The sequence below is a fragment of the Photobacterium sp. S4TG1 genome, assembly GCF_036040035.1.
Lineage (GTDB): Bacteria > Pseudomonadota > Gammaproteobacteria > Enterobacterales > Vibrionaceae > Photobacterium.
The window spans coordinates 146,230-162,595 of sequence record NZ_JAYXUH010000008.1; the positions used below are offsets into that span (position 1 = coordinate 146,230).

Annotated in this window: 20 protein-coding genes; 14 read left to right on the forward strand and 6 right to left on the reverse strand. The window is 42.0% G+C overall.

Annotated features, from left to right (window positions below; genetic code table 11):
- Positions 1 to 136 precede the first annotated feature (136 nt).
- Positions 137 to 541 (forward strand): OsmC family protein, encoded by a 405-nt coding sequence (locus tag VXS03_RS11685; protein WP_327763895.1) that lies wholly within the window; start codon positions 137 to 139, stop codon positions 539 to 541.
- Positions 542 to 607: 66 nt separating this feature from the next.
- Here VXS03_RS11685 and VXS03_RS11690 read toward each other — a convergent pair whose 3' ends face one another.
- The 4 genes from VXS03_RS11690 to VXS03_RS11705 all read right to left on the reverse strand — a co-directional run bounded on the left by VXS03_RS11690 (position 608) and on the right by VXS03_RS11705 (position 4,898).
- The gene (locus tag VXS03_RS11690; RefSeq protein ID WP_327763896.1) at positions 608 to 1,477 is read right to left on the reverse strand and encodes a phosphoribulokinase; all 870 of its coding nucleotides are present in this window, start codon (positions 1,475 to 1,477) and stop codon (positions 608 to 610) included.
- A 151-nt stretch (positions 1,478 to 1,628) separates the two neighbouring features.
- Positions 1,629 to 1,841 carry a YheU family protein gene (locus tag VXS03_RS11695; RefSeq protein ID WP_327763897.1) on the reverse strand — a complete coding sequence of 71 codons (213 nt, stop codon included), beginning with the start codon at positions 1,839 to 1,841 and terminating at the stop codon, positions 1,629 to 1,631.
- A gap of 78 nt (positions 1,842 to 1,919) precedes the next feature.
- On the reverse strand, positions 1,920 to 2,912 hold the full coding sequence (locus tag VXS03_RS11700; protein ID WP_327763899.1) for a hydrolase: 993 nt from the start codon (positions 2,910 to 2,912) through the stop codon (positions 1,920 to 1,922).
- A gap of 63 nt (positions 2,913 to 2,975) precedes the next feature.
- Positions 2,976 to 4,898: an ABC transporter ATP-binding protein gene (locus VXS03_RS11705; protein WP_327763900.1), complete on the reverse strand. Its 1,923-nt coding sequence runs from the start codon at positions 4,896 to 4,898 to the stop codon at positions 2,976 to 2,978.
- 259 nt (positions 4,899 to 5,157) lie between these two features.
- Here VXS03_RS11705 and kefG point away from each other — a divergent pair, with 259 nt between their 5' ends.
- The 4 genes from kefG to slyD all read left to right on the forward strand — a co-directional run bounded on the left by kefG (position 5,158) and on the right by slyD (position 8,439).
- Complete coding sequence (kefG, locus tag VXS03_RS11710) at positions 5,158 to 5,733, forward strand: glutathione-regulated potassium-efflux system ancillary protein KefG (RefSeq protein ID WP_327763901.1); 576 nt, start codon at positions 5,158 to 5,160, stop codon at positions 5,731 to 5,733.
- On the forward strand, positions 5,726 to 7,531 hold the full coding sequence (gene kefB, locus VXS03_RS11715; RefSeq protein ID WP_327763902.1) for a glutathione-regulated potassium-efflux system protein KefB: 1,806 nt from the start codon (positions 5,726 to 5,728) through the stop codon (positions 7,529 to 7,531). Before kefG ends, kefB begins: the two co-directional genes overlap by 8 nt.
- Positions 7,532 to 7,546: 15 nt before the next feature.
- Complete coding sequence (locus tag VXS03_RS11720) at positions 7,547 to 7,756, forward strand: YheV family putative zinc ribbon protein (protein WP_327763903.1); 210 nt, start codon at positions 7,547 to 7,549, stop codon at positions 7,754 to 7,756.
- 83 nt (positions 7,757 to 7,839) lie between these two features.
- The gene (gene slyD, locus VXS03_RS11725) at positions 7,840 to 8,439 is read left to right on the forward strand and encodes a peptidylprolyl isomerase (protein WP_045028976.1); all 600 of its coding nucleotides are present in this window, start codon (positions 7,840 to 7,842) and stop codon (positions 8,437 to 8,439) included.
- Between the two features lie 92 nt (positions 8,440 to 8,531).
- Here the strand turns inward: slyD and VXS03_RS11730 are convergent, their stop codons facing one another.
- A complete protein-coding gene (locus tag VXS03_RS11730) occupies positions 8,532 to 8,753 on the reverse strand; it encodes a SlyX family protein (protein ID WP_045035979.1) in 222 nt (73 codons plus the stop codon).
- A gap of 10 nt (positions 8,754 to 8,763) precedes the next feature.
- On the reverse strand, positions 8,764 to 9,741 hold the full coding sequence (locus VXS03_RS11735) for a WD40 repeat domain-containing protein (RefSeq protein WP_327763904.1): 978 nt from the start codon (positions 9,739 to 9,741) through the stop codon (positions 8,764 to 8,766).
- 192 nt (positions 9,742 to 9,933) lie between these two features.
- Between VXS03_RS11735 and fkpA the strand changes: the two genes are divergently transcribed.
- The 9 genes from fkpA to VXS03_RS11780 form a co-directional block, all read left to right on the forward strand.
- The gene (fkpA, locus tag VXS03_RS11740) at positions 9,934 to 10,797 is read left to right on the forward strand and encodes an FKBP-type peptidyl-prolyl cis-trans isomerase (RefSeq protein WP_327763905.1); all 864 of its coding nucleotides are present in this window, start codon (positions 9,934 to 9,936) and stop codon (positions 10,795 to 10,797) included.
- A 188-nt stretch (positions 10,798 to 10,985) separates the two neighbouring features.
- Entirely contained in the window at positions 10,986 to 11,708 is a 723-nt protein-coding gene (locus tag VXS03_RS11745) for a helix-turn-helix transcriptional regulator (protein ID WP_080158806.1), read from the forward strand.
- A complete protein-coding gene (gene tusD / locus VXS03_RS11750) occupies positions 11,705 to 12,097 on the forward strand; it encodes a sulfurtransferase complex subunit TusD (RefSeq protein WP_327763906.1) in 393 nt (130 codons plus the stop codon). The genes VXS03_RS11745 and tusD overlap by 4 nt, the downstream gene beginning before the upstream one ends.
- A gap of 10 nt (positions 12,098 to 12,107) precedes the next feature.
- Entirely contained in the window at positions 12,108 to 12,464 is a 357-nt protein-coding gene (gene tusC / locus VXS03_RS11755) for a sulfurtransferase complex subunit TusC (protein ID WP_327763907.1), read from the forward strand.
- 7 nt (positions 12,465 to 12,471) lie between these two features.
- Complete coding sequence (gene tusB, locus VXS03_RS11760) at positions 12,472 to 12,765, forward strand: sulfurtransferase complex subunit TusB (protein ID WP_327763908.1); 294 nt, start codon at positions 12,472 to 12,474, stop codon at positions 12,763 to 12,765.
- Positions 12,766 to 12,941: 176 nt separating this feature from the next.
- Complete coding sequence (rpsL, locus tag VXS03_RS11765) at positions 12,942 to 13,316, forward strand: 30S ribosomal protein S12 (protein WP_004399892.1); 375 nt, start codon at positions 12,942 to 12,944, stop codon at positions 13,314 to 13,316.
- A gap of 95 nt (positions 13,317 to 13,411) precedes the next feature.
- Entirely contained in the window at positions 13,412 to 13,882 is a 471-nt protein-coding gene (rpsG, locus tag VXS03_RS11770) for a 30S ribosomal protein S7 (RefSeq protein ID WP_080158724.1), read from the forward strand.
- A gap of 89 nt (positions 13,883 to 13,971) precedes the next feature.
- The gene (gene fusA, locus VXS03_RS11775; RefSeq protein ID WP_327763909.1) at positions 13,972 to 16,077 is read left to right on the forward strand and encodes an elongation factor G; all 2,106 of its coding nucleotides are present in this window, start codon (positions 13,972 to 13,974) and stop codon (positions 16,075 to 16,077) included.
- Between the two features lie 100 nt (positions 16,078 to 16,177).
- Positions 16,178 to 16,366, forward strand: a 189-nt coding sequence (locus tag VXS03_RS11780; RefSeq protein WP_327763911.1) for a GTP-binding protein, incomplete at its 3' end; no start/stop codon positions are given.

The following is a 16,366-nucleotide window of genomic DNA, read 5'->3' on the forward strand; positions in this document are numbered from 1 at the left end:
TGGTTTTACTCTCTAATTCTAGCAATAGAAATATGCAACACAATTAGCATTAGGCGAAATAAATAACGTTTACATCGATGGAATTATCAACAAAAATAAGCTCAACTTTTAAATAATATAGCTAAAGGATATAAAAATGCAGTCACGTGTGAAATGGGTAGAAAACATGACTTTTGTTGGCCAATCAGCTTCAGGTCACAGTGTTGTTTTAGATGGTAACGGTGGTGAAAAAGCCCCAAGCCCAATGGAGTTGGTACTGATGGCTACGGGAGGTTGTAGTTCTGTGGATGTCGTTAGTGGTTTACAGGATTTACAGCAGCAGATCACGGCTTGTGAAGTAAATCTTTCTGCTGAGCGTCGTGAGCAAGCACCACGAATTTTCACTCATGCAAACTTACACTTTATTGTTACTGGTCATGATTTAAGTAGTGAGTTAGTGAGCAAAGTGGTGGCTGACTCGCTTGAAAAATACTGTTCAGTTTGTTTAATGCTGGGGCAGGGTGTTGAAATGAGTCACAGCTATGAAATTGTTGTGGCATAGTTCGCCCACGATGACGGTTGCTGATATTAGTAACCGTTTATTAATATCGCTGGTTGTAGTGTTTACTCATGCTATTTTCCCATTTTCAATAAGTTGTTCAAGCAACGGTCGCATAATCAGCTCCATCGCAAAACTCATTTTTCCCCCAGGAACGACAAGAGTGTTGTGACGTGACATAAAGGAACCTTGAATCATCGCTAGGAGATGTGGAAAGTCAACATTCTTTAAGCCTCGAAAACGGATCACAACAAAGCTTTCATCTAAACTTGGAATACCTTTGGCACTAACGGGATTGGATGTATCAACGGTTGGAACACGCTGAAAATTAATATGGGTGCGAGAAAATTGGGGAGTGATGTAATTAAGATAGTCATCCATTGAGCGCACAATTGATTCCATCACAGCTTCTCTTGAATGACCGCGATCTCGAGTATCTCGAATAATCTTTTGAATCCACTCTAGGTTAACAATAGGCACCATACCAATCAGTAAATCAACATGCTGAGCAACATTAGTTTCGCCATCAACCACACCGCCATGTAATCCTTCATAAAATAGCACATCAGTATTTTCAGCGAGCTGTTGCCAAGGGGTGAAAGTACCAGGCATTTGATTGTAAGGTACTGCTTCATCAAAAGTATGTAAGTAGCGGCGAAACTTACCACTGCCGTCATGAGCATATTGCTCGAAAAAGTAGGCTAATTGTTCAAAATCATTGGCTTCAGCGCCGAAATAGCTGATATGACGACCTTGCTCTTTAGCTTTACGAATTTCACAATCCATTTCAGGGCGAGTGAAGCGATGAAAACTATCACCTTCTAGCCATGCAGCGTTGATGTCCATCATATTAAACATCTTGCGAAAGGCTTCAGAGGTAGTGGTCGTCCCCGCACCTGATGAACCCGTGACTGCAATAATAGGATGTTTTACCGACATAACTCACCTTGTTGTTGTGATTAACACAGGTTTAATAACAAATAATGGATAACCATAAATGTTACTACAGGTTTGCTAAAATGTCGGTATTAAGTGATAAAAATGCAACTGAAGGCAAGTTTTAATGGTCATCGCTACAATAACGTGCTGATCACATTTGATTGCGAAGCTTAATATCCACTGATTCATGTAATTCAGAGAATACAATCACCGCATCTCCTGATTGTAGTTGGCATCGAACATAAGCCACTTTATCGCTGAGGCTGATCTCTACTTCGCCATAATCAGTACCTTCTCGTAAAATAAACTGCTCAATAAGGTTGGTTAATGTTTCTGGTGCGATGTCTTGCCAAGGAATAATCATTACAACTTCTTAAATGACTAATGAAATAATAACTGCAGTATATTCTTAAAATTCACGATAAAGAAAGTCAGCCATTAATTATTTAAGTGGCTGTGATTGATGCGAGTTGAGTTGGTGTTGAAACCATTCTGGCACTGTGTGCTCTAACCAAAATTGGGGTTTGAGTAAGCTGCCACAAATAAAACCAACATGACCACCTGTAGTGGATAAATCATAACGAATATTGAAGGGTAAAGGCTGTGATGGAATAACATCGTTATTCATAAATGGATCGTCTTTGGCGTGAATAATACGTAAAGGACTGCGAATGTTCGTTAATTGTTTTAAGCCACTGCAACGTTGATAGTAGTCATTCGCATTTTTGAAACCATGTAATGGTGCTGTTATCGCTTGGTCAAATTGCCACACACTACGAATTGATGCCAGTTGTTGGTGATTAATGGGCATTGTGTGAGGTTGACGGTCAATTTTTTTAGCGACGGTACGTTTGAGAGAGGTGAGTAAGTAGCGTTGATAAACTTGTGAGAATCCTTGTTGAATACGATCAGAACATGAAGCAAGGTTCAATGGTGGTGATATTGCTTGAGCTGCAATTAGTTCGCTATTATCAGGGTAGGTCGCTAAGTAATTAATCAATACATTACCCCCAAGAGAGACGCCAACAGCCATAAATGGGCGCTGTGGAAATTGTTGACGTAGCCAGTGAATGAAAAAGTGTACATCTTTAATATCACCAGAATGGTAACTTTGTGGATGACGATTCAATTCACCGCTGCACCCTCTAAAATGCATCATGACCCCAAGCCAACCTTGCTGCTTGGCTGCCATTAATAAGCCATTAGCATAAGGGCTGTTAAAGCTGCCTTCTAAACCATGTAATAAAATCATTAATGGTTGGTGGTGATTCGCGAGATTGGGCTGCTCTGTCCAAGCGAGATCGATAAAATCACCATCAGGTATTTCAAGCCGTTGAGTCGTCGGGGTGAAAAGAGGCTGGCGACGAATAAAGCGAGGTAATAAGGTTTGTAGGTGGGGATTACTTAATCCACTTGCGGCAGTGAATGGCTGCATATGATGTCCTTGATTCAAATAAAAACGCCGTAGTAATAAAACTATCACTACGGCGTTCAATGATCACTCAGCGTTAAGTTGGCTTTCCATTTCTTCTAATTGTTCTTGTAGCTCCATCCATGCTACTTCAATGTCTTCAAGATCCGACTTAGCATCGCCTTGAAGCTTTAACTGTTCATTCATTTGCGCTTTATTTTCAGGCTCATAAATGGAGCTATCACTTAATGCTGTTTCTGCAGCGGTGGTGATCGCATTAAGCTTATCCATTTGCTTTTCAAGCTTAGTGATCTCTTTGCGAATAGGTGCGGTTTGTTTACGGAATTCAGCATCTAAACGTTTTTGTTCTTTACGTGATGCAGCACTATTGTCTTTATTTGTATCCGGTTTGGCAGCCTGCTGCTCACGACGCTCATTACGTTGCTGCTCACTTAGCCACTTGTGGTAATCACTTAAATCACCATCAAAAGGCACTACTTGGCGATCGTGAACTAAGTATAAATCATCGGTCGTTGCTCGGAGTAAGTAACGGTCGTGACTAACAATAACCATTGCGCCTTCATAAGATTGCAACGCGAAGGTCAGTGCTTGACGCATATCTAAATCAAGGTGGTTAGTTGGCTCATCGAGTAACAATAGGTTTGGACGTTGCCATACGATTAACGCTAATACCAAACGTGCTTTTTCACCGCCAGAGAATGGACCTACTTTCTCAAGGGCTTTATCACCAATAAAACCAAAGCTACCTAAGTAATCACGTAACTGTTGTTCGGTTGAGTTTGGTGCAATGCGAGCCATGTGTTGAACCGGCGTATCATCAAGGTATAAGGTTTCTAATTGGTGCTGAGCGAAGTAACCAATTTTAACTCCTTGTGAAAACGCCATATCACCGGCTTTGGCAGGTAAGTCTCCCGCTAGCATTTTTATTAAGGTTGATTTACCCGCACCATTACGACCTAACAAACCAATACGACTGCCTGGAACTAGATTTAAGCGGATCTTTTCTAGAATCAGTAAATCGTCATAACCAGCAGCGACATGATCCATCATTAGAATAGGGTTTGGTAGGGCGCTTGGTTCGCGGAACTCAAAACTGAATGGATTATCAAGTTGCGCAGGCAATACTTTTTCCATCCGTTCTAATGCTTTAATACGACTTTGCGCTTGACGTGCTTTACTGGCTTTATAACGGAAGCGTTCGATATATGACTGCATGTGAGTCATTTGCTTCTGTTGTTTTTGGAACATCGCTTGTTGCAATACCAGTTTTTCTGCACGTTGGACTTCAAACGATGAGTAGTTACCGGTGTAACTATTCATGGTTTGGTTTTCAACGTGAATAATACGATTGATAACAGGATCTAAGAAATCACGGTCATGAGAAATCAGTACTAGCGTGCCACGGTAGCTTTGAAGCCATTTTTCAAGCCACATTACCGCATCAAGATCTAAGTGGTTGGTTGGTTCATCGAGTAATAACAGATCAGAACGGCATAGTAGGGCTTGGGCAAGGTTTAAACGCATGCGCCAACCACCAGAGAACTGAGTTAAGTTCCATTGCATTTGGTGTTGTGAAAAACCGAGACCATTTAATAATTCTGCAGCACGCGCATTGATACTATAACCACCGATGGTATCAATTTTACCATGCAGTTCAGCAACTTTATTGCCGTTATCAGCCAATTCTGCTGCGATTAATTGACGTTCAAGTTCGCGGTACTCGCGATCACCATCAATAACATATTCAATTGCCGCTCGCTCCAGTGCAGGAGTTTCCTGAGCTACCCACGCTAATTCCCAATTACTTGGAAACTGACAATTACCGCCATCTAAGCTGAGTTCATTTTTGAGTAATGCGAATAGGGTTGATTTACCACAACCGTTTTTCCCTACCAGACCGACTTTATCGCCAGGGTTTATGGTTGCTGTGGCATTTTCAAGCAGAACTTTACCACCACGTAGAAGTTGGATGTCTGAGAAGATAATCATCGATAGCGCCGGGGACGTGCCCGCTCCACAAAATTAAACTGGAATTATGTTCAGGAGTCTAACCCAAACTTGAACCAGTGGCTAACCTGACACCGAGTTAACACGGTACTTACATGGGGGAGATGCTGGTTTGTATAAAATAGAAAAGCCAACTAAATGATCATATTAAGTAACAATTAGGTATGATGGTTAACAATTGGACGCCGTAATACTCTAGCAAAGTATTACTTGGATCATCTAACGACGTGCAAAGGACAGTATGACCGATTTAAAAATATTAATTATCTTTGCTCACCCCGATCCTCAAGAATCCGTTGCGAATCAAACATTACTCAATGAAATTGAACAACTGCCTCATGTTACTGTGCATGACTTATATGCTACTTACCCTGATTTTTTTATAGATGAGGTCGCTGAGCGGGCACGGGTAATGGCTAATGATGTGATCATATTTCAACATCCATTGTATATGTACTCTTGTCCATCTCTGTTGAAAGAGTGGCTTGATCGAGTGTTAACTAAAGGGTTTGCCCATGGTGATGGTAAAGCAACGGCAGGTAAATATTGGCGTTCAGTCATCACCACTGGTGGTGCTGCAGAAGCTTACAGTCCTGATGGTTATAACCGGTGCAGTATTGACGATATTTTAAAGCCATTTGAATTGTGTGCTGACCTTTGTCGAATGCAGTGGTTACCGCCGTTAGTGGTGCATTGGGCTCGACGAATTCCAGAATTGGAGCGCCAGCAATATGCACAATGGTATCGGCAATGGTTAATTAATCCTCATCAAAACGATCCGAAATTACCGTTAATCGCAGGAGTTCGCCATGAATAATGACTTTTTAGTGGTGATGGTGATTTTCTTAGGGGCTGCAATTATTGCGGTACCTTTAGCGCAACGGTTAGGGCTTGGTTCTGTATTGGGGTATCTCATTGCGGGGATTGGCATTGGTCCATGGGGCTTGGGATTAATCTCTGATGTGGATGCAATGTTACACTTTTCTGAATTTGGGGTGGTATTACTGCTGTTTCTGATTGGATTAGAGTTAAACCCTAAAAAATTATGGCAAATGCGCAAACCCATTTTAGGGCTCGGTGGCAGTCAAGTTGTGCTTTCGACGGCGGTTATTGCAACTATAGCTCTTGGGTGCCGCTGGTTTTTTCCAGAACTTAGCTGGCGTGATGCGATTGTTATCGGCATGGGGTTGGCATTGTCATCAACGGCGATTGCGCTAAGGGTCATTGATGAACAACAACTAGGTGGTAGTGAAACCGGTCAATCAGGGTTCGCGGTGCTGCTATTTCAAGATATCGCGGTTATTCCAATGTTAGCGTTATTACCATTGCTGGCAGGTAATGCTGGTGGCAGTTGGCTTGATGGCATTTGGATGTTGAGTTGTATTGTGCTGTTTTTAGTGGCGGGGCATTTTCTGTTACGGCCGTTATTTCGTTATGTGGTGATGAGTGGTGTGCGTGAGTTGTTTAATGTGGCCGCGTTATTGTTAGTTATTGGTATTGCTTTAATCATGCAGATGATTGGTTTATCGATGGCGCTTGGTGCGTTTTTAGCGGGTGTATTACTGGCTGAAAGTGAATATCGGCATGAGCTTGAAATTGCTATTGAACCGTTTAAAGGACTATTACTGGGGTTATTTTTCATCTCGGTTGGTATGGCGGTTAATCTGGGGTTGTTACTGCAATATCCGTTACAAATACTTGTGGCAGTTATTGCCTTAGTGACCCTTAAGGCTGGTATTCTTTATCTATTGGCACGCATGTTTGGCGTTGGTGAAAAATCACGAAGTCAGATGGCAGTTATTTTAAGCCAAGGTGGAGAATTTGCTTTTGTGTTATTTACAGCAGCTAAAGCTGATGGATTATTAAGTGGTGAGTTAGCACCGTTGTTATTAGTGGTTGTTAGTTTATCTATGATGACGACGCCATTAATTTTACAACTACAAAAACAGTGGTATCGCCGTAGCTTTCAAGCTGAAGATACAGAGCAACCGGTCTCAGATGTCATTGATCGTCAACCGCGAGTTATTATTACCGGGTTTGGTCGATTTGGGCAGGTGGTAGGACGGTTATTGTTTGCTAATAAAATTCGCGTGACGGTATTAGAACGCGACCCTAGCCAAATTCAATTTTTACGTAAATTTGGCTATAAGGTCTATTACGGCGATGCGACTCAATTAGATTTATTACGCTCTGCAGGTGCTGAGAATGCTGAAGCCTTGATTATTTGTACTGATGATCCTAATGAGGTGATGGAAGTCGTCGCACTATGCCAACAACACTTTCCTCGATTGAAATTAATGGCGCGTGCGCGTAGCCGTGTTGAAGCCCATCAGTTATTAAGTTATGGGGTTGAATGTTTTTCACGTGAAACATTTGAAGGTGCTCTTGATTTAGGTCGTCAAGCCCTCATATCTCTGGGTATGCATCCTTATAAAGCGAATCGTGCTCAGGCGCATTTTCGTAAAATTGATAGCCAAGCATTACGTGATTTACTGCCTCAGCATAGCGAAGATGTCAATTTAGCTTCACGTCAAAAAGAAGCGCGTAAAGAGCTAGAAGATATCTTTGATCGTGAAATGCGTGGTGAGCAACAACGCCACCAAGATTGGAATTAATCAAGGAATGATTTAATGATCAAGAAACGATTTATTGCAGGTGCAGTGTGTCCGAATTGCCAAGCGCAAGATACATTACGCTGGTGGCGGCAACATGACATTGAACACATTGAATGTGCACTATGTCATCACCTTGATACACGTTTGCCACAGTCAGTAAAAGAAAGTGAACAACTTTCTTCGACAACCAAACAACAAGTGATAGGGATTTTTAAACCAGACTAATGTGATAATGGCATCTCAATGGTATTATCCTGTATGATATGGGAACAAAAACTATCACCCCAAGCTTAAATTTTGGAGTTAACATGAAAGTCGCTAAAGACACAGTTGTAAGCCTAGCTTACCAAGTGAAAACTGAAGAAGGTATCGTTGTCGATCAATCAACAGTTGAAGTACCTCTTGATTACCTACACGGTCACAACAACCTTATTCCTGGTCTGGAAAAAGCGCTTGAAGGTCACGTGGCAGGCGATAAGTTTGAAATCACTGTTGCTCCTGAAGAAGCTTACGGCGAGCACATGGACGAAATGGTTCAACGTGTTCCTGCAAATGTATTCCAAGGTGTTGATGAAATCACTGTTGGTATGCGTTTCCTAGCTGATACTGATCAAGGTCCAATCCCTGTAGAAGTAACTGAAGTTGACGGCGACGAAGTTGTTGTTGATGGTAACCACATGCTTGCTGGTCAAACACTTGGTTTTGACGTTGAAGTTGTTGCTGTACGCGCTGCAACTGAAGAAGAAATTGAACATGGTCACCTACACCAAGGTGGCGGTTGTTGTGGTGGTGAAGGCGGTTGTGGTGATCACGGTGACGATGATTGCTGTGGCGGCGACCACGATCACGGTAATGACGAAGGTTGTTGCGGTGGCGAAGGTAAGGGTGGCTGCGGCTGTTCTCACTAATCACATTTATTGTGATCATAAAAAAGGAAGCCTCGGCTTCCTTTTTTGTTTTTATTTTATCGAACCTCGAACCTCGAACCTCGAACCTCTATTTAATAATGTGGCGGCGGTGTTTCTTCTGATTCATCTGCCATATTAGAGGTTTGCATACCTTTAACTTTACCGACCATAAACTTAAGTTGTACTTCCATTCGATCAATCATAAATTGCTGCTTCGTTAGCGCATCATTTAATTCATCAATGGTCTGTTCTTGGAAGGCGAGTTTCATCTCGAGTTCATCAAGACGGCTTTGTAATTGTTGTATCTCATTCATGGGATATCTTTCAGTCGGTTGACCAGGCTTGAGCGTAACCAGCAGACGAGCCAGCGACAACATTACCTGTAGGGCTAATAGCGACATCATACACCACTGCAGTGGCGGGTCGAGCCCCTGACTGTACTTCCGCTCGCCAATTTTTGATATTTTCACCATTATCTGTGCGCCATAATTCGACTCGGCGTGACGGTGATCCCGTTACTAAAAATTGACCATCATCAGAAAAACGGGCACTTGAAAGGGGGTGATAGCGAACTTTCATCGCTAATTGAGTAATTTTGTTACCCGTGGTTAAGTCCCAAATAATATTGTCATTATTATCGGTAGCAGAAAAAGCGAATTTTCCATCGCGTTGCAGTGCGACTTGGTTAACACTGCTGCTATGCTTAAATGAATAAATAATCTGTCCGCTACGGGTATCCCACAAATAGGCGTGGTGATCATTACCTCCAGAAAGGGCATAGCGACCATTGGCTGAGAGAGCAACACTATTAACATTGTTTCGATGCGCTAAGAACTCTAGGCGTCGACCCTTTTTTAAGTCAATAAATAGTGCTTTACCATTATTTAATGCTAACAATACATCAGTGCCATTGTTGGCAATAGCCACATCTTCAATTGTTGCACTCTCAATCGACCATAACCCGTGGGCTTGTGACCATCCTAAATCCCATACGGCAAAGTTTTGAGTTGTCGCGGTTATAGCATAACGATTGTTATCAGATATATGGCTTGTTATCACGCTATTGTGATATTGATCTTGAGAACCAAAATCAGCTAACTTTTTGTTTTGCTGTAAGTCCCATAGCGCGATACCTTGTATGTTTGTGCTAATCAGTGCAAAACGGCCATCGCGGCTAAGGCTTAAACTCGTGCTACCTTGTTGAGCAAGATGCCAGCGTTGAACTTCTGAATTGAAGAGAAAACAACCGCTCAAGGCAAAGGTCGAGAAAAGTAGACTAACTGACAAAAATTTCTTGTACATTAAGCTCTGGTTCCGCTTGATTAGGGTAACTAGATAGAAGAAATGAATCTGATTAAATAACTGCAGCGCTAAGTATTTACAGTTACTTAATCAGACTGGTAGTAGTATATTGATATAATTTTGTTTTCATACTCATACTAATAAACACAGTGTAAAAGTGAGGCATGACCTCAATGACTGATGGAGAAATACATGAAGCCTATTTTAAAGATGTCTGTATTAGCAGCAACAATCTTCCTTGCTGTGGGTTGTCAGGACGATAATAAAGCAGACACCAACAAGCCTGCTGAACCTGCAAAAGTTGAACAAACAACAGCTTCAGCTGCTGTTGCAGCAACGGATGCAGCTAAAGTTGAATTTAAAACTGAAGATCAAAAAGCAGCATATGCTATTGGTGCATCACTAGCACAATATCTATCAGCTAATCTTGATCAACAAAAAGAACTAGGTCTTAATCTTAACCGTCAAGACGTTCTTGCTGGTGTTGAAGATGTGTTTGCAGGTAAGAGCCGCATGACACAAGAACAAACTCAGCAAGCACTACAATCTCTTGATCAACGTGTTGCAAAGATTGTTGAGCAAAAAGCAAAAGCTGAAGCTGAAAAGAACGTAAAAGTAGGTGAAGAGTTCCGCGCTAAATTCGCTAAAGAAGCGGGCGTAGTAACTACTAAATCTGGTTTGATGTACAAAGTTGAGAAAGAAGGTACAGGTGCAAAACCTGCTGCAACTGACACTGTTGAAGTACAGTACAAAGGCATGCTAACTGATGGCACTGTATTTGATAGTTCATACCAGCGTAACCAACCAGCAACTTTCCCACTAAATCAAGTAATTCCAGGTTGGACTGAAGGCGTACAATTAATGCCAGTTGGTTCTAAGTTTGAGTTTGTTATTCCGCCACAACTAGCATATGGCGCACAAGCTAATCCAAGCATTCCTGCTAATTCTACTCTTGTTTTCCAAGTAGAATTATTAAGTATCAAAGGTGCTAAGCAAGCTCAACAGCCTGCAGTTGAAGCTGTAAAAACAACAACTACAGCGACAAAAGCGCAATAATTTATCACTTTCTAGTGACAAAAAAGCGTAACTGTTGATCAAGACCCGGCATATGTCGGGTCTTTTTTGTTCAATTATCTGATAAACTTACTGAGAAGATTTTAAATTTTATCAATTATATTGAATGCTTGTAGTGATAGATCAGGGCGATCGCATTGTAGATAAGCAGCAAAATGGAAGGTGATATCGTGATTTCAGTAGATAATTTTGGAACAGAGATAATTGTTGATAGTGACATCGTTGACAGACGTATTTTTTCTGAACACGATGATAATATTCTGCGTGCGTATGAAGCGGTTGTTGACGGTTTAGCTGCATTGATTGGGCCATTTTGTGAAATTGTTCTGCACTCCTTAGCCGATTTAAATACCTCGGCAATCAAAATAGCCAATGGCCAAAATACCGGTCGTAAAGTGGGATCTCCAATTACGGATCTTGCGCTACGTTCTTTACGTGATATTCAAAATTCAGAACGCAATTTTTCACGTGCTTATTTTACGCGTGCTAAAGGCGGTGATTTAATGAAGTCAATTACCATTGCGATTCGTAATGGTGATAATAAAGTCATTGGACTGCTGTGCATTAACGTTAATCTTGATGTGCCATTTACCCAAATTCTGCAATCGTTTATGCCAACTGATGAAGCAAAGCAAGCTGCATCAAAAGTAAATTTTGCCAGTGATGTTGATGAATTGGTCGATCAAACCGTTGAGCGTACGATTGAAGAAATAAATGCGGATAAGAATGTCTCAAACAATGCCAAAAATCGTCAAATAGTAATGGAGCTATTTGATAAGGGTATTTTTGATATTAAAGATGCAATTAACCGTGTTGCTGATCGACTTAATATATCAAAGCATACTGTCTATCTTTATATTCGTCAGCGTAAAACAGAGGACGGTGACAAGTGAGTTTAACTTACGCCATTGTTGTTAATGGCCCAGCTTATGGTACTCAAACCGCACGCTCAGCATATCAATTTTCATGCGCAGTCATTGAGCAGGGACATACACTTGCTCGCGTTTTCTTTTATCAAGATGGCGTTTTAAATAGTAATGCGCTTACCGCGCCAGCATCAGACGAATTTGATTTGGTTGCCGCATGGCAGCAGTTAGCGCAAATACACCAGATTGAATTACATACGTGTGTTGCTGCTGCATTACGACGTGGCATTGTTGGTGAACAAGAAGCACAGCACCACCAATTGCCGAGTCATAATTTAGCATCAGGATTTGAAGCCGTTGGACTTGGCGGGCTTGCAGAGGTGTTACTTAGTGCTGATCGCGTGATTCAATTTTGAGGTTAATTGAGTGAATAACTTAGGGTTTGTTTTTCGTCAACCACCTCACGGCAATAGTTGTGGTCGTGAAGGGCTGGATGCGCTATTAGCGGCTTCTGCTTATACTGAAGCACTAGACGCATTTTTTATTGGTGATGGGGTATTACAACTGGTTAAGCATCAACAGCCAGACGCTATTTTAAGTCGTAATTATATTGCGACTTTTAAAATGTTACCTTTGTATGACATCGAAAATATTTATGTATGTCAGCAGTCATTAATTGAACGCGGATTAAACGTTGATGATTTATTAATTGATGTGATTATCTGTCCCCATTCCGAGTTGGTGACAAGATTGCATTGTTGCCACCAAATTCTCACATTTTGAGGTGCCGATGTTACATACTGTGACCCGATCACCATTTCAGAGCCATGCATTGACACAATGTTTACAGTTTATTTGCCCTGATGATGAGATCTTATTGCTCGAAGATGCCGTAATTGTCGCCTTGAGCGAAAATATTTACTTTGATTTAATAAAAAATATTGGCGTAAAAATTTATTTACTAGAAGCCGATATTATTGCGCGCGGTTTGCAAGATAAATGTGATAAAGGTCTAGATGTTATTGATTACAAAGGGTTTGTTTTGCTAACTGAACGGCATAATAAACACATGAAATGGGCGTAATAAGCCATTATTAGTAACAATATATGGACAAAAAAGTGATTGTTTAAGAAATGATCACTTAATTGATCGTTGGTTAGATCTTGACACCTTTAGGTGCGATGCCTAAAATTTCGCGTCCTCCTGTTGTTGGGAGGCAGATTTTTCACCTTACGAAAGTAACAATCAGGAGCTATTTAATGGCAACTATTAACCAGTTGGTACGTAAGCCACGTGCTAAGCAAGTTGTAAAAAGCAACGTGCCAGCACTAGAAGCGTGCCCACAGAAACGTGGTGTATGTACTCGTGTTTACACTACTACACCTAAAAAACCGAACTCAGCATTACGTAAAGTTTGTCGTGTTCGTCTAACAAACGGTTTTGAAGTAACATCATACATCGGCGGTGAAGGTCACAACCTTCAGGAGCACTCAGTTGTTCTTATCCGTGGTGGTCGTGTTAAAGACTTACCGGGTGTTCGTTACCACACTGTTCGTGGTGCACTTGACTGTGCAGGCGTTAATGACCGTAAACAAGGTCGTTCTAAGTACGGTGTGAAGCGTCCTAAGTCTTAATGGATTCCGTTAAGTAAGGCCAAACACTAAAATTATTTAATTTTGAAGAAACTGAAAAGTTTTGGATAACCTGAAGAAGACAACGGAGATAATCCATGCCACGTCGTCGCGTAATCGGTCAGCGTAAGATCCTTCCAGATCCTAAATTCAAATCAGAATTGCTGGCAAAATTCGTTAACATCCTAATGGTTGACGGAAAGAAATCTACTGCAGAAAAAATTGTTTACTCTGCACTAGAAACTATGGCTGAGCGTTCTGGTGAAGAACACTTATCTGTATTCGAAAAAGCTCTTGAAAATGTACGTCCAGCGGTAGAAGTTAAATCTCGCCGTGTGGGTGGTTCAACTTACCAGGTGCCTGTAGAAGTACGTCCAGTACGTCGTAATGCACTAGCTATGCGTTGGTTAGTTGAAGCTGCGCGTAAGCGTGGTGAAAAATCTATGGCTCAGCGTCTTGCAGGCGAAATGCTAGATGCAGCTGACAACAAAGGTTCTGCTGTTAAGAAACGTGAAGACGTTCACCGTATGGCAGATGCGAACAAAGCGTTCGCACATTACCGCTGGTAATATAGCTGGTAATACCGCTTGGGCACAGCAGGTTATCCTGCTGTGCCTAAACCATTTTCTAAGGTTCACCTTAGTAAGAGGATACAACCGTGGCTCGCAAAACGCCTATCGAGCGCTACCGTAATATCGGTATCTGTGCTCACGTTGACGCCGGTAAAACAACCACTACCGAGCGCATCCTGTTTTATACAGGTCTATCTCACAAGATTGGTGAAGTACACGACGGCGCTGCTACTATGGATTGGATGGAGCAGGAGCAAGAACGTGGTATCACTATCACATCTGCTGCTACGACCACCTTTTGGCGCGGTATGGACAAGCAGTTCGACGAGCACCGAATCAACATTATTGATACTCCAGGACACGTAGACTTCACCATTGAAGTTGAACGTTCACTGCGCGTACTTGATGGTGCTGTTGTTGTGTTCTGTGGTGCTTCAGGTGTAGAGCCTCAGTCTGAGACTGTATGGCGTCAAGCCGATCGATATGAAGTTCCTCGTATTGTTTTTATCAACAAGATGGATCGCACGGGCGCAGATTTCTTCCGCGTTATCGAGCAGATCAAACACCGTCTTGGTGCAACACCAGTGCCTCTGCAATTAAATATTGGTACTGAAGATGAATTTAAAGGTGTAATTGACCTGATCAAAATGAAGGCCATTAACTGGTCTGATGTTGATCAAGGCACCAGTTTTACCTATGAAGATATTCCTGCTGACATGCAAGAGTTAGCAGAAGAGTGGCGCATGAACTTAGTTGAATCAGCAGCAGAAGCTAATGATGAACTAATGGATAAATACCTTGAAGAAGGTGAACTGACTGAAGCTGAAATTAAAGCTGGTCTGCGTCAACGTACCCTAAACAACGAAATCGTACTGGCAACTTGTGGTTCTGCATTTAAGAACAAAGGTGTTCAAGCCGTACTTGATGCTGTTGTTGATTTTCTACCTTCACCAACTGAAGTAAAAGCAATTACTGGTGAAGACGAACACGGTAACCCTGTTGAGCGTCATTCAAGTGATGACGAACCATTCTCAGCACTAGCGTTCAAAATCGCAACCGACCCGTTCGTAGGTACGTTAACTTTCATGCGCGTATACTCAGGTGTTGTTAATTCAGGTGATACTGTTTTCAACACTGTAAAAGAAAAACGTGAGCGTTTAGGTCGTATTGTTCAGATGCATGCGAATAAACGTGAAGAGATCAAAGAAGTGCGCGCTGGTGACATTGCGGCAGCCATTGGTCTTAAATTTGCAACGACAGGCGATACCTTGTGCGATCAAAATCATAAAGTGATCCTTGAGCGCATGGAATTCCCTGAACCGGTTATTCAGATTGTGGTTGAACCACGTTCTGTTGCTGATCAAGATAAGATGACAATCGCGCTAGATAAACTAGCAGCAGAAGACCCATCTTTCCGCGTTGAGACCGATGTTGAATCAGGTCAGATTCTAATTTCTGGCATGGGTGAGCTTCACCTGGATATCATCGTCGATCGTATGAAACGCGAATTTAACGTCAACTGCAACGTGGGTAAACCCCAGGTTGCTTACCGTGAAACTATTCGTGGTAACACTAAAGTTGAAGGTAAATTCATTCGTCAAGCTGGTGAAACTGGCGGCCGTGGCCAATATGGCCATGTGTGGCTAAAGCTTGAACCATCAGAACCGGGTGAAGGTTTCGTATTCGTAGATGAAATTGTTGGTGGCAGCGTACCTAAAGAATACATTAGTGCTGTTGCTACAGGTATCGAAGAACAAATGAAGAGTGGCGTGTTAGCAGGCTACCCAATGATTGATGTCAAAGCGACATTAGTTGATGGTTCTTACCACGACACTGATTCAAGCGAAATTGCATTTAAAATCGCAGGTTCAATGGCATTACGACAAGGTGCTCTTGAGGCAACTCCAGTATTGCTTGAACCGATGATGAAAGTTGAAATTACCACGCCAGAAGATTGGATGGGTGATGTTGTTGGCGATCTTAACCGTCGTCGCGGCATGATCGAAGGTATGGAAGAAGGCAATGCGGGTATTAAAATTATTCGTGCGCAAGTTCCACTATCAGCAATGTTCGGATATGCAACTGATTTAAGATCGGCAACACAAGGCCGTGCGTCTTATTCTATGGAGTTTAGCGAGTACGCTGAAATGCCAAAGAACGTTACTGACAAAATTATTGCTGAACGTATTTAATTTCATTATTGCGTCAATGGCTATTGGCGCATAAAATACAAACTTCAGAGCCGTCCCCGACCTAGTAGGGGGCGTATCTTAACTAGGAAGGAACACAATTGTGTCTAAAGAAAAATTTGAACGTCTAAAACCGCATGTTAACGTTGGTACAATCGGTCACGTTGACCACGGTAAAACAACTCTAACAGCTGCTATCTGTACTACACTTGCAAAAGTGTACGGTGGTGTTGCTAAAGACTTCGCATCTATCGATAACGCTCCTGAAGAGCGCGAGCGCGGTATCACAATC

Coding starts and splice junctions, on each gene's coding strand:
- VXS03_RS11685 (WP_327763895.1), top strand. CDS start 137: ATGCAGTCACGTGTGAAATGGGTAGAAAACATGACTTTTGTTGGCCAA.
- VXS03_RS11690 (WP_327763896.1), bottom strand. CDS start 1,477: ATGTCGGTAAAACATCCTATTATTGCAGTCACGGGTTCATCAGGTGCG.
- VXS03_RS11695 (WP_327763897.1), bottom strand. CDS start 1,841: ATGATTATTCCTTGGCAAGACATCGCACCAGAAACATTAACCAACCTT.
- VXS03_RS11700 (WP_327763899.1), bottom strand. CDS start 2,912: ATGCAGCCATTCACTGCCGCAAGTGGATTAAGTAATCCCCACCTACAA.
- VXS03_RS11705 (WP_327763900.1), bottom strand. CDS start 4,898: ATGATTATCTTCTCAGACATCCAACTTCTACGTGGTGGTAAAGTTCTG.
- kefG (WP_327763901.1), top strand. CDS start 5,158: ATGACCGATTTAAAAATATTAATTATCTTTGCTCACCCCGATCCTCAA.
- kefB (WP_327763902.1), top strand. CDS start 5,726: ATGAATAATGACTTTTTAGTGGTGATGGTGATTTTCTTAGGGGCTGCA.
- VXS03_RS11720 (WP_327763903.1), top strand. CDS start 7,547: ATGATCAAGAAACGATTTATTGCAGGTGCAGTGTGTCCGAATTGCCAA.
- slyD (WP_045028976.1), top strand. CDS start 7,840: ATGAAAGTCGCTAAAGACACAGTTGTAAGCCTAGCTTACCAAGTGAAA.
- VXS03_RS11730 (WP_045035979.1), bottom strand. CDS start 8,753: ATGAATGAGATACAACAATTACAAAGCCGTCTTGATGAACTCGAGATG.
- VXS03_RS11735 (WP_327763904.1), bottom strand. CDS start 9,741: ATGTACAAGAAATTTTTGTCAGTTAGTCTACTTTTCTCGACCTTTGCC.
- fkpA (WP_327763905.1), top strand. CDS start 9,934: ATGAAGCCTATTTTAAAGATGTCTGTATTAGCAGCAACAATCTTCCTT.
- tusB (WP_327763908.1), top strand. CDS start 12,472: ATGTTACATACTGTGACCCGATCACCATTTCAGAGCCATGCATTGACA.
- rpsL (WP_004399892.1), top strand. CDS start 12,942: ATGGCAACTATTAACCAGTTGGTACGTAAGCCACGTGCTAAGCAAGTT.
- rpsG (WP_080158724.1), top strand. CDS start 13,412: ATGCCACGTCGTCGCGTAATCGGTCAGCGTAAGATCCTTCCAGATCCT.